The sequence below is a fragment of the Brevundimonas sp. genome, from assembly GCF_041919755.1.
In the GTDB taxonomy this organism is placed as follows: Bacteria; Pseudomonadota; Alphaproteobacteria; order Caulobacterales; family Caulobacteraceae; genus Brevundimonas.
Map to the genome: position 1 here is coordinate 78426 of NZ_JAYRTD010000011.1, position 24051 is coordinate 102476.

28 protein-coding genes and 1 tRNA gene are annotated in these 24051 nt (G+C 66.9%); 17 read left to right on the forward strand and 12 right to left on the reverse strand.

Annotated elements, in window-relative coordinates; genetic code table 11:
• The first annotated feature begins 73 nt into the window (after positions 1-73).
• From ACE3TH_RS12685 to ACE3TH_RS12695, 3 genes are all read left to right on the forward strand, one after another.
• Positions 74-1174: a DUF2336 domain-containing protein gene (locus ACE3TH_RS12685; RefSeq protein WP_374600164.1), complete on the forward strand. Its 1101-nt coding sequence runs from the start codon at positions 74-76 to the stop codon at positions 1172-1174.
• 47 nt (positions 1175-1221) lie between these two features.
• Positions 1222-1995 (forward strand): NAD kinase, encoded by a 774-nt coding sequence (locus ACE3TH_RS12690; protein WP_374600165.1) that lies wholly within the window; start codon positions 1222-1224, stop codon positions 1993-1995.
• A 110-nt stretch (positions 1996-2105) separates the two neighbouring features.
• Positions 2106-2537, forward strand: coding sequence for an Hpt domain-containing protein (locus ACE3TH_RS12695; RefSeq protein ID WP_374600226.1), 432 nt, complete (start codon positions 2106-2108; stop codon positions 2535-2537).
• 16 nt (positions 2538-2553) lie between these two features.
• Here ACE3TH_RS12695 and ACE3TH_RS12700 read toward each other — a convergent pair whose 3' ends face one another.
• Positions 2554-3696, reverse strand: a complete 1143-nt coding sequence (locus ACE3TH_RS12700; protein ID WP_374600167.1) for a DUF2336 domain-containing protein — start codon at positions 3694-3696, stop codon at positions 2554-2556.
• Positions 3697-3779: 83 nt separating this feature from the next.
• Complete coding sequence (locus ACE3TH_RS12705; protein WP_374600169.1) at positions 3780-4586, reverse strand: transglycosylase SLT domain-containing protein; 807 nt, start codon at positions 4584-4586, stop codon at positions 3780-3782.
• A gap of 170 nt (positions 4587-4756) precedes the next feature.
• Between ACE3TH_RS12705 and ACE3TH_RS12710 the strand changes: the two genes are divergently transcribed.
• Entirely contained in the window at positions 4757-5494 is a 738-nt protein-coding gene (locus tag ACE3TH_RS12710; protein ID WP_374600171.1) for an energy transducer TonB, read from the forward strand.
• On the opposite strand, the gene ACE3TH_RS12715 is transcribed toward ACE3TH_RS12710, so the two are convergent.
• Both ACE3TH_RS12715 and ACE3TH_RS12720 read right to left on the reverse strand, forming a co-directional pair.
• Complete coding sequence (locus tag ACE3TH_RS12715) at positions 5491-6501, reverse strand: NAD(P)/FAD-dependent oxidoreductase (RefSeq protein WP_374600173.1); 1011 nt, start codon at positions 6499-6501, stop codon at positions 5491-5493. The two genes, ACE3TH_RS12710 and ACE3TH_RS12715, sit on opposite strands and share 4 nt — an antisense overlap.
• A gap of 45 nt (positions 6502-6546) precedes the next feature.
• Positions 6547-8394 (reverse strand): phosphoenolpyruvate carboxykinase (GTP), encoded by a 1848-nt coding sequence (locus tag ACE3TH_RS12720; RefSeq protein WP_374600175.1) that lies wholly within the window; start codon positions 8392-8394, stop codon positions 6547-6549.
• 212 nt (positions 8395-8606) lie between these two features.
• Between ACE3TH_RS12720 and ACE3TH_RS12725 the strand changes: the two genes are divergently transcribed.
• The 3 genes from ACE3TH_RS12725 (at position 8607) to ACE3TH_RS12735 (ending at position 10630) form a co-directional block, all read left to right on the forward strand.
• The gene (locus tag ACE3TH_RS12725; RefSeq protein ID WP_374600177.1) at positions 8607-9245 is read left to right on the forward strand and encodes a DUF938 domain-containing protein; all 639 of its coding nucleotides are present in this window, start codon (positions 8607-8609) and stop codon (positions 9243-9245) included.
• Positions 9242-9997: a pseudouridine synthase gene (locus ACE3TH_RS12730; protein WP_374600179.1), complete on the forward strand. Its 756-nt coding sequence runs from the start codon at positions 9242-9244 to the stop codon at positions 9995-9997. Before ACE3TH_RS12725 ends, ACE3TH_RS12730 begins: the two co-directional genes overlap by 4 nt.
• A 66-nt stretch (positions 9998-10063) precedes the next feature.
• On the forward strand, positions 10064-10630 hold the full coding sequence (locus ACE3TH_RS12735) for an ATP-dependent Clp protease proteolytic subunit (RefSeq protein ID WP_374600181.1): 567 nt from the start codon (positions 10064-10066) through the stop codon (positions 10628-10630).
• Between the two features lie 32 nt (positions 10631-10662).
• On the opposite strand, the gene ACE3TH_RS12740 is transcribed toward ACE3TH_RS12735, so the two are convergent.
• Positions 10663-11178 (reverse strand): hypothetical protein, encoded by a 516-nt coding sequence (locus tag ACE3TH_RS12740; protein ID WP_374600183.1) that lies wholly within the window; start codon positions 11176-11178, stop codon positions 10663-10665.
• A gap of 221 nt (positions 11179-11399) precedes the next feature.
• Between ACE3TH_RS12740 and ACE3TH_RS12745 the strand changes: the two genes are divergently transcribed.
• Positions 11400-11816, forward strand: coding sequence for a hypothetical protein (locus ACE3TH_RS12745; RefSeq protein ID WP_374600185.1), 417 nt, complete (start codon positions 11400-11402; stop codon positions 11814-11816).
• Positions 11817-11903: 87 nt separating this feature from the next.
• Positions 11904-12065: a hypothetical protein gene (locus ACE3TH_RS12750; RefSeq protein WP_374600187.1), complete on the forward strand. Its 162-nt coding sequence runs from the start codon at positions 11904-11906 to the stop codon at positions 12063-12065.
• Between the two features lie 4 nt (positions 12066-12069).
• Here the strand turns inward: ACE3TH_RS12750 and ACE3TH_RS12755 are convergent, their stop codons facing one another.
• Positions 12070-13386, reverse strand: coding sequence for an amidohydrolase family protein (locus ACE3TH_RS12755; RefSeq protein ID WP_374600189.1), 1317 nt, complete (start codon positions 13384-13386; stop codon positions 12070-12072).
• 125 nt (positions 13387-13511) lie between these two features.
• Between ACE3TH_RS12755 and ACE3TH_RS12760 the strand changes: the two genes are divergently transcribed.
• On the forward strand, positions 13512-14210 hold the full coding sequence (locus tag ACE3TH_RS12760; RefSeq protein WP_374600191.1) for a murein L,D-transpeptidase catalytic domain-containing protein: 699 nt from the start codon (positions 13512-13514) through the stop codon (positions 14208-14210).
• Between the two features lie 15 nt (positions 14211-14225).
• On the opposite strand, the gene purD is transcribed toward ACE3TH_RS12760, so the two are convergent.
• The 3 genes from purD to ACE3TH_RS12775 all read right to left on the reverse strand — a co-directional run bounded on the left by purD (position 14226) and on the right by ACE3TH_RS12775 (position 16187).
• Positions 14226-15500 (reverse strand): phosphoribosylamine--glycine ligase, encoded by a 1275-nt coding sequence (gene purD, locus ACE3TH_RS12765; RefSeq protein WP_374600193.1) that lies wholly within the window; start codon positions 15498-15500, stop codon positions 14226-14228.
• Positions 15501-15570: 70 nt separating this feature from the next.
• On the reverse strand, positions 15571-16014 hold the full coding sequence (locus tag ACE3TH_RS12770) for a hypothetical protein (RefSeq protein ID WP_374600195.1): 444 nt from the start codon (positions 16012-16014) through the stop codon (positions 15571-15573).
• 14 nt (positions 16015-16028) lie between these two features.
• On the reverse strand, positions 16029-16187 hold the full coding sequence (locus ACE3TH_RS12775) for a hypothetical protein (protein ID WP_292173997.1): 159 nt from the start codon (positions 16185-16187) through the stop codon (positions 16029-16031).
• A 65-nt stretch (positions 16188-16252) separates the two neighbouring features.
• Here ACE3TH_RS12775 and xseA point away from each other — a divergent pair, with 65 nt between their 5' ends.
• The 3 genes from xseA (at position 16253) to ACE3TH_RS12790 (ending at position 18690) form a co-directional block, all read left to right on the forward strand.
• On the forward strand, positions 16253-17857 hold the full coding sequence (gene xseA / locus ACE3TH_RS12780; protein ID WP_374600196.1) for an exodeoxyribonuclease VII large subunit: 1605 nt from the start codon (positions 16253-16255) through the stop codon (positions 17855-17857).
• Between the two features lie 45 nt (positions 17858-17902).
• The gene (locus ACE3TH_RS12785; protein ID WP_374600198.1) at positions 17903-18103 is read left to right on the forward strand and encodes a DUF2093 domain-containing protein; all 201 of its coding nucleotides are present in this window, start codon (positions 17903-17905) and stop codon (positions 18101-18103) included.
• An 89-nt stretch (positions 18104-18192) separates the two neighbouring features.
• Positions 18193-18690, forward strand: a complete 498-nt coding sequence (locus tag ACE3TH_RS12790; RefSeq protein WP_374600199.1) for a response regulator — start codon at positions 18193-18195, stop codon at positions 18688-18690.
• On the opposite strand, the gene ACE3TH_RS12795 is transcribed toward ACE3TH_RS12790, so the two are convergent.
• Together ACE3TH_RS12795 and ACE3TH_RS12800 are read right to left on the reverse strand one after the other, a co-directional pair.
• Positions 18678-19616 (reverse strand): lysophospholipid acyltransferase family protein, encoded by a 939-nt coding sequence (locus ACE3TH_RS12795; RefSeq protein WP_374600201.1) that lies wholly within the window; start codon positions 19614-19616, stop codon positions 18678-18680. The two genes, ACE3TH_RS12790 and ACE3TH_RS12795, sit on opposite strands and share 13 nt — an antisense overlap.
• Positions 19606-20376 (reverse strand): SDR family NAD(P)-dependent oxidoreductase, encoded by a 771-nt coding sequence (locus tag ACE3TH_RS12800; RefSeq protein WP_374600203.1) that lies wholly within the window; start codon positions 20374-20376, stop codon positions 19606-19608. The genes ACE3TH_RS12795 and ACE3TH_RS12800 overlap by 11 nt, the downstream gene beginning before the upstream one ends.
• Before the next feature lie 98 nt (positions 20377-20474).
• On the opposite strand from ACE3TH_RS12800, the gene ACE3TH_RS12805 reads away from it, so the two are divergent.
• Together ACE3TH_RS12805 and ACE3TH_RS12810 are read left to right on the forward strand one after the other, a co-directional pair.
• Complete coding sequence (locus ACE3TH_RS12805) at positions 20475-21746, forward strand: EAL domain-containing protein (RefSeq protein WP_374600205.1); 1272 nt, start codon at positions 20475-20477, stop codon at positions 21744-21746.
• 141 nt (positions 21747-21887) lie between these two features.
• A tRNA-Lys gene (locus ACE3TH_RS12810) sits at positions 21888-21963 on the forward strand.
• A 251-nt stretch (positions 21964-22214) separates the two neighbouring features.
• On the opposite strand, the gene ACE3TH_RS12815 is transcribed toward ACE3TH_RS12810, so the two are convergent.
• The gene (locus ACE3TH_RS12815) at positions 22215-22574 is read right to left on the reverse strand and encodes a glycine zipper domain-containing protein (protein ID WP_374600207.1); all 360 of its coding nucleotides are present in this window, start codon (positions 22572-22574) and stop codon (positions 22215-22217) included.
• Positions 22575-22686: 112 nt separating this feature from the next.
• Between ACE3TH_RS12815 and ACE3TH_RS12820 the strand changes: the two genes are divergently transcribed.
• Both ACE3TH_RS12820 and ACE3TH_RS12825 read left to right on the forward strand, forming a co-directional pair.
• Positions 22687-23556, forward strand: a complete 870-nt coding sequence (locus tag ACE3TH_RS12820; protein ID WP_374600209.1) for a TIGR01459 family HAD-type hydrolase — start codon at positions 22687-22689, stop codon at positions 23554-23556.
• A gap of 31 nt (positions 23557-23587) precedes the next feature.
• Positions 23588-24049: a MaoC family dehydratase gene (locus ACE3TH_RS12825; RefSeq protein WP_374600211.1), complete on the forward strand. Its 462-nt coding sequence runs from the start codon at positions 23588-23590 to the stop codon at positions 24047-24049.
• The last annotated feature ends 2 nt before the right edge of the window (positions 24050-24051 follow it).

The window sequence follows — 24051 nt, forward strand, 5'->3', positions numbered from 1 at the left end:
TCTCGTTAACCCTGTCTTAGCTTGGCCGGTCTAGGCTGGAGGGGCCGAATTGTCCGGCGTGACGGAGACGTGCGTGACCGTCCTGCCCCTCATGCGTACCGAGCCCGGTTCGCCCCTGCCCGACCTGGTGGCGCTTGCCCGCAACCCCAGCGTCGATGCGCGACAACGCCTGCTCATGGGCGTGCTGACCCTGTGCGAGACGCAAGGGGCCAGCGAGGAATCGGCCAAGGCCTTCGGCGACATCTTCCTGACCGTCGCCGGTCAGATCGAGCGCGACATCCGCAAGGTTCTGGCCACCCGCCTGGCCCAGGCCGACTGGGCCCCGCGTTCCGTCGTCAATGTGCTGATGATGGATGAGATCGACATCGCGCGCCCGCTACTGGCCGCCAGTCCCGTGCTTCAGGACGAAGACATGATGCGCGTCCTGCTTGAAGCCACGTTGGACCATCAGATCGAGGTCGCCCTTCGGCCCAGGCTGAGCGGCCGCGTGTCCGATGCCATCATCAACCGCGGCGAGCCTGCTACCCTGACCGCGCTCGCCTCCAACCGCACCGCCCAGATCAGTGGCGAGGGCGTGCGTCGTCTGGTCGAGCATTCCCGTCGCATCGCCGCCCTGCGTCTGCCGCTGACGCGCCACCCCGGCCTGACAGAGACCCTGGCTGAGCAGATGTACCAGTGGGTGGGCACGGCCCTGCGCCAGTCCATCGCGGCGCGGTTCGAGATCGACGAAGCGCGCTTGGCCGGTGTTGTCGACCAGGCGACGACCGAGGCCATGGCCCCCTCCCCGCCCGCCCCCGCGCCCGACAGTCCTGAGCGTAACGAGATGGAACGCCGCCTGATCGACAAGCTGCATGCGGCCGGACAGCTGAAGCCCGGCTATCTGGTGCGGGCCATACGCGAGAAGCGTCTGGGCCTCTTCCTGCACGGCCTGGCCGCACTCAGCGGCCTGCCCGCAGCCGACATCCGCAAGGCCTTGGCCGACAACAGTGCCGAGGCGCTCTACTATGCCTGTGCCGCCATCGGCATGGACCGCGCCGTCTTCCCCGCCATTTTGGCCGAAATCCGCCATCTGAACGACGGCATGCCGGCCGGCGACGGCGGTTCGGTCTGGCATCGCGGCCAGCTATCGCCTGCGTCCGCCCTGCGGTCGTTCCGCGTTCTGATCCCGGCCTGACGGTTTGAGCGTTTGACTCGCGCGTCCCGCTCGGCTTGCGTAGGGTCGTGAGCCAGCCCGACCTCCAGATCGCCTTCACCGCCTCCGACCGCCCGGAGGCCCAGGCCGCATGTGAGCGGCTGAAAGGACTGTATGGCGGCGTCGATCCCGCCGTGGCCGACGTCATCGTGGCCCTGGGCGGCGACGGCTTCATGCTGGAGACCCTGCACGCCAATCTGGAGCGTCGCACTCCCGTGTTCGGCATGAACCGCGGCTCAGTCGGCTTTCTTATGAACGACTATGAGGAGTCGGGCCTGCGCGAACGGCTGGCCATGGCCGGTCGCGCCGTCATCCACCCGCTTCAGATGGACGCCTGGACCGAAGCCGGTCAGGTCCACAGCGGCCTGGCCATCAACGAGGTGTCCCTGCTGCGTCAGACCCGCCAGAGCGCCAAGCTGCGCATCAGCGTGGACGGTCGCGTCCGGCTGGACGAACTGGCCTGCGACGGTTGTCTTGTGGCCACAGCCGCAGGATCGACGGCCTACAACCTGTCCGCCCATGGTCCCATCATCCCTCTGGACGCGCCCATTCTGGCCCTGACGCCGATCAGCGCCTTTCGCCCCCGCCGCTGGCGCGGTGCCCTGCTGCCGCACACCGCCAAGGTCCGCTTCGAGGTGCTGGAGCCGGACAAGCGGCCAGTCAGCGCCACCGCGGACAGTTTCGAGGTCCGGCGCGTGGCGGCGGTCGAGGTGCGCGAACGCCGCGACATCGCCCTGACCATGCTGTTCGACGCCGGGCGGTCCTTCGAGGAACGGGTTCTGGCCGAGCAGTTCACGGCCTGAGCCGCCCGTGCACGGGTTCTTAAACCTGTCCGGCGACACTGGGATTTCCTCCCAGGAGTTTCGATGTGTCCAATCCGGCCCAGATTTTCACCCCACCCAATACGCTGCGCATGAAGGTCGGCGGCGGATTCGGCGGCATCGACGCGGGAGCCATCGCCAAGGCCGAAGAAGCGCTGAAAGCCATGTCGGCACAGTTCGGCCAGTGGCTGCAGGACGAAATCGTCAAGCTGGACGCGGCCCAGGCCGCCATCCGCACCCAGGGCCTAACCCAGGAAACGGCCGAGGGGCTGTATTTCCGCGCCCATGACCTGAAGGGGCTGGGCTCGACCTATCAGTATCCGATCGTGACCCGCATGGCCGGCTCGCTGTGCAAGCTGCTGGACGATCCGACGAAGCGGACCGAGGCCCCCATCGTCCTGCTGGACGCCCACATCGACGCCATCAAGGCCGTGGTTCGCGACGAAATCCAGACCGACGAGCATCCAGTCGGGCGCGAACTGGCCGAAACGCTGGAAGCGCGCGTCGCCGAGCTTCAGGGCTAGTCAGCTTCGGCGCGACTCAGGCCGCCGCCGCACCCTTGGGCTGTACCGTAGCCGGCGTCTGATCCAGTCGCTCCAGCAGATAGGCCATGTCCTCGCGCGGGGCATGCGGACGCTGGGTCAGGTATCGCTCCAGCATCTGCTGGCGGAACAGGTCGCCGGATGTATCGACGCCTTCGGCCTGCACGGTCCGCCACGTATCGACACCGGCCCGGAACGCCTGGAACAGACGCGGCGGCAGGCCCGCCCGGTCGTAGATGGCCTTTAGCCCCAGCGGCCCGGCATCGTGGATCATAAGGGCCGCCCGGGAATGCGGCGCACCAGCCAGCTCGGCAATGCCATGCTCGAACAGCGCCATCTGACCCCTTGCCAAGGCCCGCAGCAACAGTGACGCCGTCAGCACCCTCCGTGCGTTCAGCCCGGCGACGAATGCGCCCAGGTCCGCCTGCCCCATCGCCTGATCGACCAGATCGATGGTGGCCCGCTCGCGCGCGAAATTCGCAAGGCGGATCGCCGTCTCCGGGGCTACGGCGTGGCGTGCGACCAGATGCTCGCGCACGGCATCCGAGGCCAGCTCGACCAGACGCTCGGTCACGCTGAGCGGCAGCACCTGACGATAGGCCAGGGCCGTCACGATCTCCGGTGATCCGCTGAACCGATCGACGCAGCGCCCCAGGGCGGCCTCGGCGATGTCGGCATTGTCGTTGGACGCCAGGGCCCGCACCGCCTGTTCGCTGCCGGTCTCAGCCAGAACGGAAGCCACGTCACGGCCGACGCGCGGGCGTGACGCCACCGCCACCTGCCGCACCGACGATCCGGCCCGCACGATCTCGATCAGGTCATCGTCGGTAAAGGCGGGCGAGAAGTGGATGATCGGCAGGGCCACGCTGTCGACGTCCGCCGCCAGCCGCCGCGCCACATCGTGCGGAATCAGGTCCGAGGCCTTCAGCGTCACCGCCATGGCTCGACGCACCAGCTCTGCGGCATCTTCGGCCAGCAGCCGCAGGATCTTCTGGGCCGCCGCCCGCCCCTCGTCATCCAGCTCGGCCTTGTCCATGCTGCGGCACAGCTTGTGCGCGGCGGCGGCGCGTTCGTCCTCGTCCGTCGCCTTGATCAGGCGGCGGATGTCGACTTCGGTCAGGCGGGCGCGATAGGCGGTCATGGGATTGCGCTTTGCATGCAGGCGTTCGCGGCGAGCATCAACCCATTACGGTTAATACCGGTTTACCATCGCCGGATGGCCGATCAGGCGCGCTTGCCTTCGGGACTGAAGGCCCCGCCGAAGCCCGTGCTGGCCCCGCCCTGCCCGTCCTGGCCCAGCAGCAGGGCCAGCAGGCTCTGATCCTGCTTCAGCCGGTCCAGCCGCGCCGCCAGCATCTGGTCGCGCTCGGACAGGTCCGGCACCTTCTGGCTCGAGGAGACCGAGCCGGCGTCGGCGGCGGGTGCGCCCGATCCGGCCGACCGCTGCAGATTGGCATGGACCTCGGCCACCGTCGTCGGGCGACCGCCGCGATAGAAGAGCGAGCGATTGGCGGCCGCCGCCTGCGGAAAGATCGAGGCTGCACTGGCCCCCGGTCGCGTCGCCATGGCCTCCATCAGCTGCGCCGCGCCCGCTGGCCCCAAAAAGTGGGCCGCATACAGATCCCCCGCCCCCGGCTCGCGTCCCGTGCGGCCGCGCAGATAGGCGGCGTTCTGGGCCGTCAGTTCCGCCGCCATGGTCGATGCCGCCTGGGCATCGAACCGCAGGTCCAGCACGACATTGCGCGCCGAGCCCCGCACCTGCCAGCGCCCGTCGTTGCCGCGGTAGATCAGGTCGGCATACTGGCCATATCCATGCTTGGCCCCATGCTGCTTCACCGTGGCCAGCCAGGTCTGCTCGATGAACTGGAACAGCCCTGATGCCGTCGAGGTCGGTGCCTTCGCCGCCGGGTTCATGGAGCTTTCGCGCCGCGCCGTGCGCAGCAGGAAATCCGCGTCCACGCCGGTCGCACTGGAGGCACGGCGAATGGCCGCCTCCACACCGCCGGATGAGGGAATCGCTCCTACCGTCATGGATATCAGGCTGGGGTTTCGTGGTTAATCAAACCCTAATGTGTCGCCCGCGCTCCACAGGCGAACATTGTTCGAGGCCCAGCGATCTTCGCCGTAAACTTGCCGCAAGGTCAGCGCTGCATTCGCTCGTGGGTTGCTGTGGGGACGGCGATAGACAGGGAGTTACGGCCATGATGATCAGAACCGCGGGCGGCCCACACGGTGTCAGCCCCCTCGACTTCAACGAACGACGCAGGCCGGGCCTGTCCCGGACCAGCTGGATGGTGATCGGCGTCGTCGCCCTGGCCCACATCGGGGTCGGAGTGGCGCTCTATAATCAGCGTTTCGAGCTGCAGCTGGCTCCGACACCGGAGACGCCCCCGACAGTCATCACCTTGGAAAACCTGCCCAAGCCCAAGCCGGTCGAGCCGCCAAAGCCACAGCCCAATCCAGCGGCCCCCAACCCGGTCGTCAACAAGACGCCGCTGCCGACGCAGCCGACGGAGACCATCACGGTTCCGGCGATAGATCCCAAGCCGACCACCGGGACCACCCTGACCTTCAATGAGCCGGTGATTGACCCAAGCCCTAACCAGCCCCCAGCCATCCAGCCTCAGCCGGAGCCCCCGGCCGTCATCTCGCGCCCGAACTGGATCCGCCAGCCGACGGGCGAACAGCTTGCCCGTGCCTTCCCGGACCGGGCGCTGCAACGCGGTGTAGCGGGATCGGCATCCCTGAACTGCCTGGTGGAGAGCAGCGGGCGGGTCACCGATTGCCGGATCACGGGTGAAACGCCGGGGGGCTATGGCTTCGGCCGCGCCGCGCAGAGCGTGTCACGCTACTTCCAGATCAGTCCGCAAACCGTGAACGGCGCCGCGCAAGGCTCTCGCGTCGCGATCAACATGCGGTTCAACCTGCCGCAGGACTAATCAAAGCGGGCGGGGTCGAGGGCAGCGGCATCCGGCACGGGTGTCATGCCCTCGATCCCGTCGGCCACCACCCGCGCCACCATAGGCCCCAGCAGCCAGCCGTTGCGGCGTGGAGCCAGGGCCAGGTGCAGACCTTCGGCTTCTGTTGGTCCCGCCAGTGGCAGGCCATCCGGCGTCGCGCCACGAATGCCGACGCGCGCAACACCCTCACGGGTTTCCAGCCCCAGAAGGCCCAACCCCTTCGAAGTCTGACCTTGAGCCGCGTCCATATCCGGGGCGAGGTCCCGCTCACCCGGCTGCATCGTAGCGCCGATGACCACGCCGCCCTCGGCAGGCGCGACATAGGCACCTTCGGCCCGGATGACGGCGGGTGCGCTCAGCCCGGCAAAATAGCTCAGTTGCCCCTTGATGGGCTGGATAGCCGCGATGCGCGCGGCGACGTCAAGCGGCAAGCCCTCGATAGCTGTCGCAGCACCCGTTGCGACCACCAGGGACGGCGTGAACCAGACCCGGCCGTCCGCCGCCTCGACCCGCCAGCGCCGGCTGTCGCCACTGACCCGCGCGACCGTCGCCCTCACCACCGAAACGCCCGGCACCCGCGCCAGGGCCGTCAGCCCCGGGCCAACCTCGACCCGCCAGTCCTCGGAAGTGCGCACGCCGCCGTCGATGGCCTCCGCTTCAAAGCCCAGCGCGGTCAGACGATCCAGGGCCGCGCCGGCATCGTCGCCTCGCCAGTCGGCTCCCTCGCGCCGCAGCTTCAGCCCGTGCGTCTCGGCAAAGCTGGGCCACAGATCGCGCGCACGGCGTAGCAGGGCCGCGCGTTCCGGCGTCGTTTCGTCAAGAAGCGATTCCATGGCCGGCGCGATCATGCCCGCCGCCACCGCGCTGGCATTGGCACCGCCGGGATCGATCACCGTCACCGCATGGCCGCGCGCAGCCAACTCCGCCGCCGAGCAAAGGCCCAGCACGCCGGCACCGATCACGATCACATCAGGGGAGGACGCCACCCGGATCAGATCGACCGGACGCCGTCCTTTTGCAAGAGCGAAGCCCTATTCCGCCGCGATGGCGGCCGCCCGGTTCTGCTCGATCCGCGTCGTCAGGGCCTCATGCTGCTGCCACAGGGCCTGGGGCAGACGATCGCCGAACTGGGCATAGAATTCGGGGATCAACGCCGCTTCTTCGGCCCAGACCTCGGCATCGACATCCAGCAGGGTCGACAGATCGGCTTCGCTGAGCTCCAGACCAGACAGGTCCAGGCTGGCCCGCGTCGGCACCCGACCAACCGGCGTATCGACGGCGTCCGCCTCGCCATCCAGCCGCTCGGCGATCCACTTCAGGACGCGGGCATTGTCGCCGAACCCGGGCCAGACGAACCGGCCCTCGTCGTCTTTGCGGAACCAGTTGACGAAATACAGGCGCGGCAGCTTGCCCGCCTCGGCCTTGCCGCCCATCGACAGCCAGTGCGCGAAATAGTCACCCATGTTGTAGCCGCAGAAGGGCAGCATGGCGAAGGGATCGCGGCGCAGGGTACCGATGGCGTTCTCCGCCGCCGCCGTGCCTTCCGACGCCACGGTCGAGCCCATGAAGACCCCGTGCTCCCAGTCGAAGGCCTCGGTCACCAGCGGCACGGCGCTGGCCCTGCGACCGCCGAACAGAATGGCATCAATGGGCACGCCCCTGGGGTCCTCCCACTCCGGCGCGATGGTCGGGCACTGGCTGGCCGGGGCCGCGAAACGGGCATTGGCATGGGCCGCGGGCTCGCCGGACGCCGGGTCGTGCGGCACACCCTTCCAGTTGGTCAGGCCTTCGGGCGCGGGCTTGGACAACCCTTCCCACCAGACGTCGTTGTCATGCGTCAGGGCCGTATTGGTGAACACCGTATTGGTCGCCATGGTCGCCAGGGCGTTGCCGTTGGTGTTGCGGCTCGTCCCCGGCGCGACGCCGAAGAATCCGGCCTCGGGATTCACCGCATACAGACGGCCGTCCTCGCCGAACCGCATCCAGGCGATGTCGTCGCCGATCGTCTCGGCTGTCCAGCCCGGAATGGTCGGCTGCAACATGGCGAGATTCGTCTTGCCGCAGGCACTGGGGAAGGCGGCGGCCACGTACTTGGCGCGGCCCTTCGGATCCGTCAGCTTGAGGATCAGCATGTGCTCGGCCAGCCAGCCCTCGTCGCGGGCCATGACCGAGGCGATGCGCAGGGCATAGCATTTCTTGCCCAGCAGGGCGTTGCCGCCATAGCCCGAGCCATAGGACCAGATCTCGCGCGTTTCGGGATAGTGGACGATCCACTTGTCCTCATTACATGGCCAGGCGACGTCGGCCTGCCCCTCGGCCAGGGGCGCACCCAGCGTATGCACGGCGGGCACGAACACGCCGTCGTCGCCCAGCACCTCCAGCGCGGGCTGGCCCATGCGGGTCATGATGCCCATGGAGACGGCTACATAGCCGCTGTCGGTGATCTCGACGCCCAGGGCCGAAATGTGCGAACCCAGCGGCCCCATGGAAAACGGCACGACATACATGGTCCGCCCGGCCATGCAGCCGTCGAACAGCCCCTGCATCCGCGCCCGCATCTCGACTGGATCGGCCCAGTTGTTGGTCGGGCCGGCATCGATCTGATTGGCCGAGCAGATGAAGGTCCGGCTCTCGACCCGGGCGACGTCCTTGGGGTCCGAGGCGGCATAGTAGCAGCCGGGGCGTTTCGTCTGGTCCAGTTCGCGCAGCGTGCCCTTGGCGATCAGGTCGGCGACGATTTCGGCCTTCTCGGTCTCCGAGCCGTCGCACCAGTGGACCCGGTCGGGCTTGGTCAGGGCGGCGATCTGCTCGACCCAGGCGATCAGCCCGGCGTGCGCGGTCGGGGCCGGGTGCAGCCCGGGGATGGTGGATGCGGTCATGCTTACTCTCCTGAACGTGGTCGGCCCGGCGATCTGACGTCCCCGTGACCCCTCCCGATGCGTCTATGATCACGCATTGTTACGCGCGGAATGACACCTCCGGTGCCCCTGCGTCAACCGGCGCAAATTTCATTCCCTGATGAGCGTCGGCAGGCCCCTTCCCGGCATCTTTCCGGTCGCGGATCGACACTGGGCAGGCTATCGGAACGGCCATGCAGACGATGGACACCCTCACCACCCTGCCCGACGGAGCCGCCGCCTCGCCCGCCGTGGCGCGGAACACCGCACCGATCCTGGCGGTTCTGCAAGCCCATCTGCCTGCGCGCGGTCGCGTGTTGGAAGTCGCCGCCGGATCTGGCGAGCACGCCATGGCCTTTGCCCGCGCCCTGCCCGGCCTGACCTGGACGCCCAGCGATCCTTCGCCTGATGCCCGCACCAGCATCGCCGCCTGGGCCGGAGCCGCAGCCCTGCCCAATCTGGCTGTTCCACTCGCGCTCGACGTGTTGGACGATACGACCTGGCCGACCGAGGCGGTTCACGCCGTGGTTTGCATCAACATGATCCACATCAGCCCTTGGCCCGCGACGATCGGCCTAATGCGTCTGGCCGGTCAGCGCCTGATCCAGCCCGGCGGCCTGCTGGTCCTCTATGGCCCGTTCCGCGAAGCCGATGTGTCCCTGGCCCCCTCCAACGCCGCCTTCGACGACAGCTTGAAGGCCCGCAACCCGGACTGGGGCCTGCGCGATCTGGACGCGGTGGTGGAGGCGGCGCGGACCGAGGGCCTGCGCCTGACCCTCAGGCGTGAGATGCCGGCCAACAATCTGATGCTGCTGTTCCGGCGCGTTCCATGAGCTTTTCGCGCACCTATGACGGCACCGAGCCTGTCCGCATCAACAAATGGCTGGGCCAGACCGGCGTCTGCTCGCGGCGCGAGGCCGATGCACTGATCGCCGACGGTCTGGTGTCCATCGACGGCGCGGTCGTCACCGACGCGGGCCGCAAGCTGGAGCCCGGCCAGACCCTGACCCTGAACGATCGGGCCACCGCCACCCTCGCCGAGGGCATCACCATCGTGATGAACAAGCCGGTCGGCTATGTCTCCGGCCAGCCGGAGCCGGACAAGATCCCGGCCGTCCGCCTGCTGACCGCCGCCAATCTGATCGGACCGGGTGATGCCCCGCCCGAGGATATGTCCCTTCCCCCCATCGGTCGACTGGACGAGGATTCGCGTGGCCTGCTGCTGCTGTCGTCGGACGGCGTGGTGGCCAAGGCGGTGATCGGGCCGCAGTCCGATCTGGACAAGGAGTATCTGGTCCGCGTGCGTGGTGACGTCACCGAGAACAAGCTGAAGCAGCTTCGCTATGGCCTGCGCCTCGATGGGCGCCAACTCAAGCCCGCCCGCGTCAGCCGGATGGACCCGCACCGCCTGAGGTTCATCCTGCGCGAGGGCCGCAACCGCCAGATCCGCCGCATGTGCGAACTTCTGGATCTGGAGGTCACCGACCTGATCCGAATCCGCATCGGCCCCCTGCGTCTGGACAACATGCCCGAGGGTCGCTGGCGCATGCTGACGCCCGAGGAGCGAGTTGCCCTGGTCGGATAGCGACGGCTGATCCCGGGGAACCGCTAGGGCCACACAGACTTATCGCCTCCGCCTGCGGAGACGATGATGACCGACACCCTGCCCCCCGAAACCTTCCAGTGGCCAGCCATTCTTCTGGCCGGCGACGTGGACTACAATCTGTACCAGCGGTTCCGCACTCAGCTGGTCGCTGCCCCGCGCGAGGGCATCGTCGTGACCGAACTGTCGACCCTCGGCGGCGATCCGGAGGTGGCGCGGATGATGGGCGAGGATATCCGCTTCCACTCCGACACCAACACAGCCTGCCGCTATGTCTTTCTAGGCAAGGCCACCGTCTATTCGGCAGGCGCGACCTTCATGAGCTTCTTTGCGCGCGAGAACCGCTATCTGACCCGCGGCACACGGCTGATGATCCACGAGCGCAAGATGGACAAATCGCTTCACGTCGTGGGGCCGCTGACGAACTGCGTCGCCTCGGTGAAGGCACTCCTGCACGAGCTCGAGCACTCCATCCGCATTCAGAACGAAGGCTTCGACGCACTGGCCATCGGCTCATCCCTGACCGGCGACGACCTCAAGGCTCGCGCCCCGGAGAACTGGTATCTGGAAGCGCAAGAAGCGAGGGATCTGGGCCTGATCGAAGGCGTGATCTGACGCCCCCGTTGGCCCAGACCCCTCCCCTGGCCTCAACCTACCTTGCCGGCGGCCGATGCGACCGCCGCAATATCCTCCAGGGGCTGGACCGTCTGACCACTGACCATGATGGCCGGGGCCTCCGCCAGATCCTCGCGAGTCTGGTCCAGCGCCCGCAAGGTCGCCACCACCCCTTCGCCGAAGGCGAAGATGGGCGTGCCCTTGGCATTGGCGCGCAGAATGGCGTCATTCAGGGCGTTGACGGCATCGGGATCAGCCGATCCGGCCGGCACGACCAGCGCCTTCAACGCCCCGCTGTCGATGTCCGATACCTGCGCCGTGGCCAGCACGCTGGTGCCGCCGATGTTCATCCCGGCCTCGCCCACCGACATCGGTGCCAATGACAGACCATTGGCCCGCAGCACGGCCTCGGCGTCCGGCATGGGGCCGAATGTCATGGCCCGGCGCATGGCCAGGCCAACACGGGCACGGATCGGAGCAGGGCGATAGCCATAGCGCGAACCGGGGTTGGAGCGGGGGGTGAACGGGGCTTTGCGTTGAGCGAACAAGACGTCTCCTGGGCTGGTCCTCGGGTTACGACATCGACGGCCAAATAGACGACGACCACCCGTCGAGGACGCGGGCGGCGGAATGGCTGGATGTCTGGGAAAGACCGAGATGGGAACTTCCTCCAATGATTTCAAGGCTCGGCGCGCCGGCGAACCCGCCGCCGTGACAGAGGCTTCCCTCTGAAGCCGCCTTGCGTAAGGTGATCGCCGGAGGGCCGCGCATGAACGCCATGAAGATCCTGCAGTCCGTCGAGGAACTGCTCTACGAGGTCATGTCGTGGCTGCTGTTCTATCCACGCACACTGGCGATGACGCTGCGCCATCCCCTGCGGACCATGCACTATTCGGACGCCGAACAGCGCGACAAGCCCGAGAAACAGTATCTGGAAACCCTCAGCCCGCCGCTGTTTCTGGTGCTCAGCATCCTTCTGGCTCATGGACTGGAACTGCTGTTCGGCGTGCCCGTCACCGACGAACCCAATCCCGTCAGCCGTTTCATCACCGCCAACGAGCAGAACCTGCTGGCCTTCCGCGCCCTGATGTTCAGCCTGCACCCTCTGGTCTTCGCGTGGGCCTTTCTGAAACTGTCGAAGCACAAGGTCGATCGCGACAGCCTGCGCACCCCTTTCTTCGCCTAGTGCTATCTGGCGGGCGCGACCTCCATCCTGGTCAGTGTCGGCACCCTGGGCGTCAACGATCCGCTGATCTGGACCACCTTGGCGGGCATGGCGATCGTGGTGGCCATCACCGTCTGGTATATCGCCATCCAGCGGCTGTGGCTGATGGCGATCCCCGGCATGGTCCAGTGGAAGGCCTGGGCCTGGGCCTTCGGTCTGTATCTGATGACCACCAGTCTGGTGGTCGCGGCCAATGCGCTGGTCGAATAGCGCGCTACTCGTCGCGAAAAACTTGGCCGCCCTTCATCACGAACCGGACCCGCTCCAGTTCCGTGATATCAACCAGCGGGTCGCCCGATACCGCGATCAGGTCCGCCGGCATCCCCACCGCGATCCGCCCGGCCTGATCGGCGATCCGCAGATGCTCGGCCGCGCCCACCGTCGCTGCCTGCATGGCCTCCAGCGGCGTCAGCCCAGCCCGCACCAGCAGGGCGAACTCCTGGGCGTTGTCGCCGTGGGCCGAGACGCCGCTGTCGGTGCCAAAGGCGATCCGCACCCCGCCGTCATGGGCTCGCGTGACCATGTCCAGCATCTTCGGCCCCGCCTCCAGGGCCTTGGCCGTCTGCGCCGGGGTGAAGAAGTTGTCCGGCCCCGAGGCGATGCGCGCCACATAGTCTCCGGCCAGCAGGGTCGGCACCAGCCAGACTCCCTGGCGCCGCATCAGCCGGATCGACTCGGCGTCCAGATAGGTGCCGTGTTCGATCGAATCGCCGCCCGCCCTCAGGAAGCTGTTGATTCCGTCCGCACCATGGGCATGCGCTGTGACCTGACGCCCCATCCGGTGCCCGGCCGCGACGATGGCGGCCAGTTCCTCGTCCGAGAACTGCTGGCCCAGGCCGGCCGCCGTATTGGACAGCACCCCGCCTGTCGCCGTGATTTTGATGATGTCGGCCCCGGACCGGACCTGGGTGCGCACCGCCCGCTGGCAGTCCTCGACGCCCGAGCAGACACTCTCCGGCGACAGGATGTGCATGACGTCCTCGCGATAGCCATTGATGTCGCCATGCCCGCCGTGGATCGAGACCGCCGATCCCGAGGCGATCACACGCGGCCCCGGCACGTCGCCCCGCCGGATCGCGTCGCGCAGGGCGAACACGGCCTCGTTCGATCCGCCCAGATCCGCTACGGTCGTAAAGCCCGCCATCAGGGTGCGCCGGGCATAGCGCGCGCCGACGAAGGCTTGCTCGGCATTGGACTGGGTCACCTCTTCCAGCCGCCCGTTCGGGTTCTGCTGGCCCGTCAGATGCACATGGCTGTCGATCAGTCCGGGCAGCACGAATGAGTCGCGCAAATCCACGATCCGACCCTCGCCGACAAATCCGTCGCGGACTTCGACGACTTGGTTCCCTCTGATCACGATAGTTTTATCGCGCTGCACAACACCGTTCGATGGATCGGCCAGCAGTCGCCCGACCTGGACGAAGGTCGTCGCCTCTTCGCTCGATACGGGAGCGGGCACGGGGCTTTGCGCCGCAACGCTTGTGCCGATCGCCAAAGCGACCGCCGTTATCACCGACGCCAGAATACGCATGAAACCCCTCCCAAGGACGGCGGCCACCATAGCCTGCGTCAGCTTTTCGCCAAGGCCGAGGTTGAACGCCCCGACACAATTTGAAACAAACCGGCCCTCAGTTGAAACCGCACGAAGGGCGTCGCATGCGGCTGGCGAGACGAGGATTCATTCTGGGCGGTGCCGCCCTGCTGTCGGGTTGCGCAACGGCGGGTGCCGTCCAGCAGCCTCAGACGGCGGCCATCCCGACCCCGACCGTCGTTCCGCCCCAGCCCGCCGCCCAGCCCATCGTCGTCGCGGCCAGTCAGGTCGCCCCGCCCCTCGATCCCCGCAGCATCGTCCGCAAGGACCTGATGGACCGCGCCATGGCCGCGCTGGACATCCACCATCACAAGGTGCCGCTGCGCGACCGCATGTATCTGGTCGACTTCCAGAAGTTCTCGGGCGAGGAGCGGTTGTTCGAGGTCGATCTGGTCGCGGGTCACGTCACCCCCCTGCGCACAAGCCACGGCCGCGGTTCCGACCCCAGCCACACCGGCTATGCCCGCCGCTTCTCCAACGAGCCCGACAGCCACATGTCCTCGCTGGGTGCCTATGCCACCGCCGGTGCCAGCTATGGCGCGCAGCAGGGGCCGAACGTCCTGCTGGACGGGCTGGAATATTCCAACAACCTGGCCCGCGACCGCGCCATCATCATCCACGGTGCCGACTACGCCGATCCGGGCTTCCTGGCGCGCGAAGGCAAGCTGGGTCGCTCCTACGGCTGCTTCTCGGTCGCCCACGCCGACCTGCCGCGCTTGCGCGAGCGCATGGGCACAGGCCGCCTGCTGTTCGCCTACACCTGAGCCTCTAGAGAGGGCCTAGTCCCGCTCCACCGCCCGCCAGCCGATGTCGGTGCGATGAAAACCGCCGGGCCAGTCGATCTTGCGCACCGCCGCATAGGCTCGCTCGCGCGCCTCGACGATGTCGCGGCCGCGCGCACAGACGTTCAGCACACGCCCGCCCGCCGCGGCCAACTGGCCGTCCGGACGGCGTTTGGTACCCGCGTGGAACACCTGCACATGCGGCCCGAAATCCTGCTCGGCACCCCGGATGATCGACCCCTCCAGCGGACTGTCGGGATAGCCCTTGGCCGCCAGCACGACACAGATCACCGTATCGGTGGAGAACGTCGGCAGACGCGCCTGGGTCAGATCACCTTTCGCACAGGCCAGCAGCAGGGGCACGATATCCCCGTCCATCCGCATCATCAGGACCTGGCATTCCGGATCGCCGAAGCGGGCATTGAACTCCACCACCCTGGGGCCATCGGCCGTCGCCATCAGCCCGGCGTACAGCACCCCGCGATAAGGGGCCCCCTCCGCCGCCATCGCTGCGACCACCGGCTGCACGATCAGCCGCTCGGCCGCCTCGACCAGCTCGGGCGTAAAGACCGGTGCCGGCGAATAGCTGCCCATGCCGCCCGTGTTGGGACCCAAGTCGCCATCGAAGGCCCGCTTGTGATCCTGCGCACCGCCCAGCAACAGGGCGCTTTGCCCGTCACAGACGGCGAACAGCGAGCCCTCTTCGCCGTCCATGAACTCCTCGATCACGACGCGGGCTCCGGCGGTGCCGAAGCGGCCGCTCAGCATCCGCTCGATCTCGGCCTCTGCGTCGCGCTTGTCGGGGCTGATGGCCACGCCCTTGCCCGCCGCCAGTCCGTCGGCCTTGATCACATAGGGTGGCTTGAACACCGTCAGCGCCTGCCGCGCTTCGTGCAGCCGCTCATAGACGCCATAGCCGGCCGTCGGAATTTCGTGGCGCTCCATGAACGCCTTGGAAAACGCCTTGGAGGTCTCCAGCCGCGCCGCCCTGGCACTGGGTCCGAAACACGGAATCCCCGCCGCCGCCAGCCGGTCCGCCAGACCGGCCTCCAGCGCCGTCTCCGGCCCCACGACAACCAAATCGGCTCGCATCTCGCGCGCCAGGATCGTCAAGGCATCCGCATCGGTGACTTTCAGATCGACCCGCTCGCCCAACGCATCCATGCCGGGATTACCCGGCGCGATGACCAGCCGACGCACCAGCGGGGACTGGGCGATCTTCCAGGCCAGGGCGTGCTCGCGCCCTCCCGATCCGACGAGCAGAATATTCATGCCCGCGACATGACCGCACCTGCGAACACGGTCAAGCCGCAGGCGCGGTTAGCGAGGTCTTATCGTTCGCTCAGCGGGCGGGTGGCGTCCAGCGCGGCATGGCCGCCAGTTGCGCCGCCGTCAGATCGGTCATCAGGTCGCGGTCGTCCGATCCATTAGTCGGAACCGGCGCGGCCCGCACATCACTGACAGGCACCACGACCTTGACGTCGCCCGCCCCTTCCAGCTCGACGACCAGCTGCGTCAGCTGACCCCCGGCATCCAGAACCAGCGTCTCGACATCGCCCAGATCGGTCCCGTCCGCCGCCTGCAGGTCGGCATCCTCCAGTTGGTAGCGGCTCATGTCGAAGGCGATGGCGGCGCGCGCCGTCGCCGTATCGGCGGCCTGTTCCGTGACAGGCGCAGGTGCCGCACCGGGTGCCGACGGCTGGACAACGTCGTCCGTGCTGTCCGAACACGCTGAGATCGTGAAGGCCCCGAACGTGGCGACGACGGCGATGGCGAAACGGTTCATGGTGTCTCCTGGGGTCAAAGCATGGCGGACAGAACATAGACCCCGACACCAATCAGCAGGATCACGCCGACCACCAGCCAAAGACTGACAGCCGGCGCGGCGCTGCGGCGACCCAGCTCCCGCTCGCTGGGGTTCTGGTCGACGGGATCGGTATCCTGGGGGTCTGCGGGCATGGTGACGCTAACGACCTGTGCCGAAAGCCGTTCCCGGCGTCCCGATCTGGCGCTAAGACCGGCATATGACTGACGACTACGTCTTTGGCGGACCGACCGAAACTGCCGCCCCGCCGCGCGACAACAACCCGCCGCAGTCGGTGTCGGAGCTGTCCTTCGCCCTGAAACGCACGCTGGAGGACCGGTTTGGCCACGTCCGCCTGCGGGGCGAGGTGTCCAAGGTCAACCACCACGCCTCGGGCCATGTCTATCTGACGCTGAAGGACGACAAGGCCGCCATCGACGGCGTGATCTGGAAGGGCTCCGTCCGGGGCCTGGGCGTCCGACCCGAGACGGGGCTGGAGGTCATCGTCACAGGCAAGATCACCTCTTACCCGGCCCGTTCCTCCTACCAGATCGTCATCGAAAGCATGGAGGCCGCCGGTGCCGGTGCGCTTCTGGCCCAGCTGGAGCGGCTGAAGGTCAGGCTGCAGGGCGAGGGCCTTTTTGATTCGGCCCGCAAGAAGCCCATCCCCGCCTTCCCGGCCACCATCGGCGTGATCACCAGCCCGACGGGGGCGGTCATCCGCGACATCCTGCACCGCATCGCAGAACGCTGGCCCTGTCGGGTCATCGTCTGGCCGGTGGTGGTGCAGGGGGATGCCGCCTGTGGCCAGGTGTCCGCCGCCATCGGGGGGTTCGATGCCCTGACGCACGATGGCCCGATCCCTCGTCCCGACCTGCTGATCGTCGCCCGCGGGGGCGGCTCGGTCGAGGATCTGTGGTGCTTCAACGACGAAGGCCTGGCCCGCACCGTCGCGGCGGCGGCTATCCCAATCATCTCGGCCGTGGGGCACGAGACCGACACCACCCTGATCGACTTCGTCTCCGACCGCCGGGCCCCGACCCCGACCGGGGCCGCCGAAATCGCCACGCCTGTCCTGGCCGACCTGCGCTATGGGCTGGCCGATCTGGAGCGGAGGCTGGACCGCGCCGGTGGCCGTCTGATCGAGGAACGCCGCACCCTCCTGCGCGCCGCCGCACGCGGGCTGCCGACCCGCCCCGAAGACCTTCTGGCCCTGCCCCAGCAGCGGCTCGACCTGGCCAGCAACCGCCTCAGCTCGGGCCTGCAGCGCAACGTCTCGATCCATGGCCAGCAGCTGGTCTCCGCCTCGGCGCGTCTCGGTCTGCACCTCCTGAACCAGCGCCTGACCCGCGCGGAAGAGCGCCTGGTCGCGGCCGACCGCCGCCTGCAGGGCGGTTTGACTGCCAATGTCGCCGCCCATCAGCATCGCCTGCTGCGGGTTTCGGCCCGCCTGTCGCCCGCCCCCCTGCACCGCCGCCTCGACCAGCGTGCCTCGCGCCTGTCCGCCGCCTCGGATCGGCTGACACCCACCCTGCCCCGCCGTCTGGACCGCGACCAGGCCCGCCTGGCCGCCCTGTCGCGCGCCTTGCTCAGCCTCGACCCCAAACGCCCCAAGCCCGGCTTCGCTCGCGTCGAAAGCCGTGACGGCACCATGATCGCCAGCGCCGCCGCCCTGACCGCCGGCCAGGCCGTCAATCTGGTCTTCGCCGACGGTTCGCGGAGGGCCCATATCGATGCCGACGAGGGCACCCCCACGCCGCGCAGCCGACCCGCCCCCACCGCCGCCAGGCCCAGACCGCCGCTGGCCCAGGGCGATCTTTTCTGAAACGATAGCTTTGCCGTTCTCATCCCATCTGCGCTAATGGACGCCATGACCCAGACCGCACCCGGACAGGCCACCCTGCATTACGGCGACGGCGAATTCGCTGTCCTCGAGCCCGGCCGCTACGTCACCTGCGCCGTGTCGGGTCGCGGCATCCCTCTGGAAATCCTACGCTACTGGTCCGTCAGCCTGCAGGAGGCCTACGCCGGCCCGGACGAAGCCTTCAAGCGGCTGGCCCAGGGCGACTGAACTCGCGCGTGGCATGTGGATGATGGACGGCGATTCCGTTCCCGCCTAGGTATTGGTCCATAAGCGATACCCGGTGATTCAAGCTTTCGATGTCCTCGTACAAATCCGTCAAGATTCTGCTGGTCGACGACAACCAGCATATGAGGGCCATTACCTCTGCCGTGCTGCAATCCGCCGGCGTGCGCGACGTGCATGAGGCGGGCGACGGCCCGCTGGCGCTGGAAATCCTGAAGGGCCACGACATCGACGTCGCCATCGTCGATTTCAACATGTCGCCCATGGACGGCGTGGAGTTTACACGCCTGGTCCGCAACAGTCCGGGCAGCGCCAACCCCTATCTGCCCATCATCATGATGACCGGGCATTCGGAAAAGAGCCGGGTGTTCGAGGCACGCGACGCGGGCGTCACCGAGTTCGTGACCAAGCCGCTGACGGCCAAGGCCTTGCTGGACCGGCTGCATGCCGTGATCTTCCGGCCCCGTCCCTATGTAAAGACCGACAGCTATTTTGGCCCCGACCGCCGTCGTCGCAACGACCTCAACTATCGCGGCGCGAAACGCCGCGTAGCGGATCATCAGGTCGCCTGATCGGCCTCGCGCAGCGCGGCATAGACCTTGTCCGGCCAGCGTTTGTGCACCCAGAACCAGTCTACGGGATGTGCCCTGACGCAGTCCTCGACAAAGGCGTTCGCCGCCTGGATGCCCGCCAAGATGTCGGCGGCCTTGTCGCCCGTATCCGGCACCCGGATCGGCTCGTGCGCCGTCACCCGGAACCGCACGCCCGGCAGCCGCACCACCGACAGCGGCTGCATGATCGTATCGAACTTCTGCGCCAGCCGCGCCGCGCCCGGCGAGGCATTCACCGGCTGACCGAAGAAGGTCACCTCCGGCCCCTGATTGTATTTCTGATCGACCAGCAGAGCGATGGAATCGCCACGCTTCATCCCCGCCATCAGCTCGCGCGTTCCGTCTCCCTTGGGCGCGAACAGCCGGATGCCGTACCGCTCGCGGCTCTCGCGGATCAGGGCATCGACATAGGGATTGTTGGCTGCGCGATAGGTCACCTGACACGGTACGCCCGAGGCCATGATCACCGCCGCCATCACCTCGAAATTGGCCAGGTGGCCCGAGATCAGCACCGCCGGCACACCGCTGTCGCGGATCGCATGCAGCCGCTCCATCCCGACCACCTCGACCCGCCCACCCTCGGGCGTCAGCCGGTCCATGACCGCCAGCTCGGCGAAGGTGCGCCCCGTCTGGTCCCACTGTTCCAGTGCCAGCCGCTCACGCTCGGCGACCGGCATGTGGGGAAAAGCAATTCGCAGATTGCGCATCACCGTCTTCTGCGTGCCCGTATGCGGCCCCAGTGTCCGTAAGAGCCAGCCCCCCAGACCCGACGCCCGCTCCACTCCCAGCAGGCGCAGAAAAGCGAATAGCGTCGAGAAAGCGAAGGCTTCGAGCCGCCAGATCAGGTCTTGTTTGAACCCGACTTCGGTTTTGCCCTCACCAGGCAATCGTCAGCCCGCCGTCCACCACCAAGGTCTGGCCGTTCACATAGGACCCGGCCTTGGAGCACAGATAGACGGCCGTGCCCGCGATCTCGTCCGGCTGGCCGATGCGCTTCATCGGGTTGGGCTCGACCGTCACCTTCAGCACCTCCTCGTTCTCCCACAGATAGCGGGCGAAGTCGGTCTGGATCAGACCCGGCGCGATACAGTTGACCCGCACGTTCGACGGCCCCCACTCCACCGCCAGATTGCGCGCCAGCTGCATGTCCGCCGCCTTTGAGACGTTATAGGCCCCGATCAGGGCATTGCCGCGCAGCCCCCCGACCGACGAGATGATCACGATGGCCCCGTCCTTGCGCTCGATCATCTGCGGCGCGACCATCTGCGTCAGCCAGTGATTGGCCAGCACATTGTTGTGGAAGATCTTCTCGAACTGCTCGTCCGCAATCCCCGCCATCGGCCCGGCATAGGGGTTGGACGCGGCATTGCAGACCAGGATGTCGATCTGGCCGAAGGCGGCATTGGTCTCGTCCACCAGCCGCTGCAGCTCTTCCTTGGAGGAAATGCTGGCCGGGATGGCGATGGCCGTACCCTCGCCGTGCTTTTCGTTGATCGCCGCCGCCACCTCGTCGCACGGCCCGGCCTTGCGCGAGGAGATCACGACCTTCGCGCCGTGTTCGGCCATCCGCTCGGCGATGGCCCGACCGATTCCCCGCGACGAGCCCGTGATGACGGCGACCTTGCCGCTCAGATCGAACAATTCCATGCCTATCCCCGTATTCCGTGTGTTTCGCCTATAGGCGTCAGTCTCTGATACCCTGATACTCCAGCGATTCCATTTGGGAAGGCGGAACAACCGTTTCCATGCGCGCACTGACCCAGGGCTTCCTGTTCTTCAGCTATCTGCTCGTGTCCATGACCCTGGGCACATGGCTGTGGAGTGCCAACCTGGGCCTGGGCGCGGCCGTGGCCGGTTTCGTCGGCGCGGCGGGCCTGCTGATCGCCATCCACGTCCTGATCGCCACCCGCGCCGACAAGGCTGCCCTGCGCAAGGAGATCGACACCGTCCGTCAGGCCCACCGCCTTCTGGCCGATGCGATGGAATCGACCCAGTCCGCCCTCACCGACTTGGCCGGGGCCATCGAGGCCGGATCGCTCACCTCGACCGAGAGCCTGACCGGCGAGGTCCGCATGCTGGAAAGCCTGATCCAGCAGATGAGCGAATCGATCGATCAGCGCATGGCGGCCCAGATTCCCGCCTCCGGCCCGTTCGAGGCGCGCTGGCAGCATCAGTCCAACGTCCTGCTCCACACCATCCACGACGCCCTGACTGAGAATCGCGTCGACCTGTATCTGCAGCCCGTCGTCTCCCTGCCCCAGCGCCGGACGATGTTCTACGAGAGCTTCACCCGCCTGCGCGCCGCCGACGACCGGGTCATGATGCCGGCCGAATATCTGTCGATCGCCGAGGGTGAGGGTCTGGTTCCCGCCATCGACAACCTTCTGCTGTTCCGCTGCGCCCAGATCGTGCGTCGCCTCGCGCGTCAGGACCGCAAGGTCGGAGTCTTCTGCAACGTCGCCCTGACATCGCTGGCCGACGAGGCCTTCTTCCCGCAGTTCCTGGATTTCCTCAGCGAGAACCGCGACCTCAACCAGGCCCTGATCTTCGAACTGGGTCAGGCGACCTTCGACGCCCGCGGCGCGACCGAGGCCCGCAACATGGCCAAGCTGGCCGACCTGGGCTTCCGCTTCTCCATCGACAAGGTCCAGACGCTGGATCTCGATTTCGCCGATCTCCAGCGTTCAGACGTCAAATTCATGAAGGTCTCGGCCGAGCTGCTGATCGAACAGCTGCTGGACCTCGACACCGCCTCGCCCCTGCCCGGCCGCCCGGACATCTCGGCCGTCGATTTCGCCGACCTGACCCGCCGCTACGGCATCGAACTGATCGCCGAAAAATGCGAGACCGAGCGACAGATCGTCGACATCCTCGAACTCGACATCGGCATGGCCCAGGGCCACCTGTTCGGCGAGCCCCGCGCTATCAAGGAGGCGGTCCTGGCCGAAACCGATCCGCCCGCCGAGTTCCTGCGCTCCACCCTGCGCAGCGCCGATCATCGCCGCCGGGTGCATTAGGGACTGCGACAAAGCTAACAAATCACCCAAAACGCCTTGCGCTAGGGAAATATCGCCTCTATGTCCGCTCGCTCTGTCCTGCACATGTTTGCGCAGGCTGCTGAGACGAGGCTTGCTGGTCCGTTTTAGACGACATGGTTCGGGTGATTAGCTCAGTTGGTAGAGCAGCTGACTCTTAATCAGCGGGTCGTAGGTTCGAACCCTACATCACCCACCATATTGTTCTTTCTTTTCGACGCAGACCACGACACGACGCTCATGAGCGGAGATGGCTCGTGAATATTGACGAATCTAGCCGCCAAGATGTCTCTTTGCTTAAGCTTGCTGTCTGGCAAAGCATGGCTGATCGGTCGATACCGCAACTTCATCAGCGAGCGCACGTCTCTGCCTAAAAGACGATCGGCTAACAATGCTGTTTGCATCCAGGCTGTGTTTAAGGCCATTGAAGCCGAATGCGCCCTGCCGAAGTTAGTAGCGACGATAGCCGTCACGCCTATACTCATTCTGCCAGTAGATGCGCTCTCGACCGTAACGGTATTCGCGGTTGTAGCCACCGAAGCCATAGCCGCAGGGGTCATCCTCGGCTGACAGTTGGTTGCCGAGCAGCGCACCTGCCACCGCACCGATGGCCGCTCCGGCCTCGCGATCACCCCGACCCGCTACTGCGGCCCCGACCGCCGCGCCCAGCGCCGCACCGGACGCCGTCGCAAGTTCACGATTGCGAGCGTAGTCGCGCTCGCATGCCGAAGCATAGCCATCAGTCGTCGCGCAAGATGCGCTTATTAGGCCGCACCCTACCACGAAAGCCGTTGTCAGCATTCTGTTCATGAAGCCATCTCCCTCGACCAGTTGAAATCGCAACGCTCAGTGCTTCGCGGCAGTTCCTTCACGACTTGCCCACACCCTTCTCCCGCTGCCTCGAACCAGCTATCAGCCGCTCATGACCCTGCCCCACGCGCCTTTCGGCCTCGGCGAGATCGCCGGGGACTATGACATCCTGCTATGCGACGTATGGGGTGTGATCCACAACGGGCGCGAGAGCTGGCCCGAGGCGTGCGAGGCCTTGATCCGGTTCAATCGCGATCACGGGGCGGTCGTGCTGATCTCCAACTCCCCGCGCCCCGCACACGATGTGGTGGCCCAACTCGACGGTCTGGGTGTGCCGCGCGAAGCCTGGAAGGCCTTCGTCACCTCCGGCGACGCGACGCGGGCAGAATTGGCGAAACGCGCGCCAGGCCCGGTCTGGATCATCGGCCCCGATCGCGACTGGCCATTATATGACGGCCTTGGTCTGACCACAGCCGAGGGTGCCGCCGACGCCGCCTTCATCTCCGTCACAGGACCAGTCGACGACAATGTCGAGACGCCCGAGGACTACCGCGAGCGGCTGGCCGAGGGCGTGGCGCGCGATCTGGAGCTGATCTGCGCCAATCCGGACCGCGTAGTGCAACGCGGCGACAAGCTGATTTACTGTGGCGGGGCGTTGGCGGATCTTTACGAGGCGCTGGGTGGCCGCGTGACCATGGCTGGCAAGCCGTTCTCGCCCATCTATGGCCTGGCGCTGAGGGAGGCCGAGGCACTGCTGGGTCGCCCCGTGGACCGCTCGCGCGTGCTGTGCATCGGCGACGGCGTGGTCACCGACGTGCTGGGAGCCGACCGTCAGGCGCTGGATTGTCTGTTCATCGCGCAGGGCATCCATGGCGACGCCGCACGTGGCCCTGACGGCCGGATCGACCCCGCCCGTGCCGCCGATCTGCTGAAGGCCGAGACCACCCATGCGCGGTATGCCATGCTCGATCTGACGTGGTGACATGCGACAATTCACGCTAAGGCCCCCGTCCATGGTTGATCTGGTCACGACACACGCCTCGGGCGGCTACATCCTGGACGAGCTCCACGTCGGCATGGCCGCCGAGAAAAGCATCTTCGTTACCGAGCAGCGCATTCAGCTCTTCGCCGAGGCGTCGGACGACTTCAATCCGGTGCATCTGGACGAGGCCTTTGCCTCCAAGACCGCCTATCGCGGGCGCATCGCCCATGGCCTGCTGTCGGCGTCTTTCGGCTCGGCCGTGGTCGGGACCATCCTGCCAGGAGCCGGCTCCATCTATGTCTCCCAGACGCTGCAATTCCACTATCCGGTGCGGATCAGCGACACGGTTCTGATCCGCATCACGGTTCTGTCGGTCGATCCGGAAACGGCGCGGGTCGAGCTGAACTGCGAGGGCTTCGTCGAGGACAGGCTGATCATGGACGGCATCGCCGTGGTGCGCGTGCCTCGCCGTCGGCGACCCGGCAAGGGCTGATC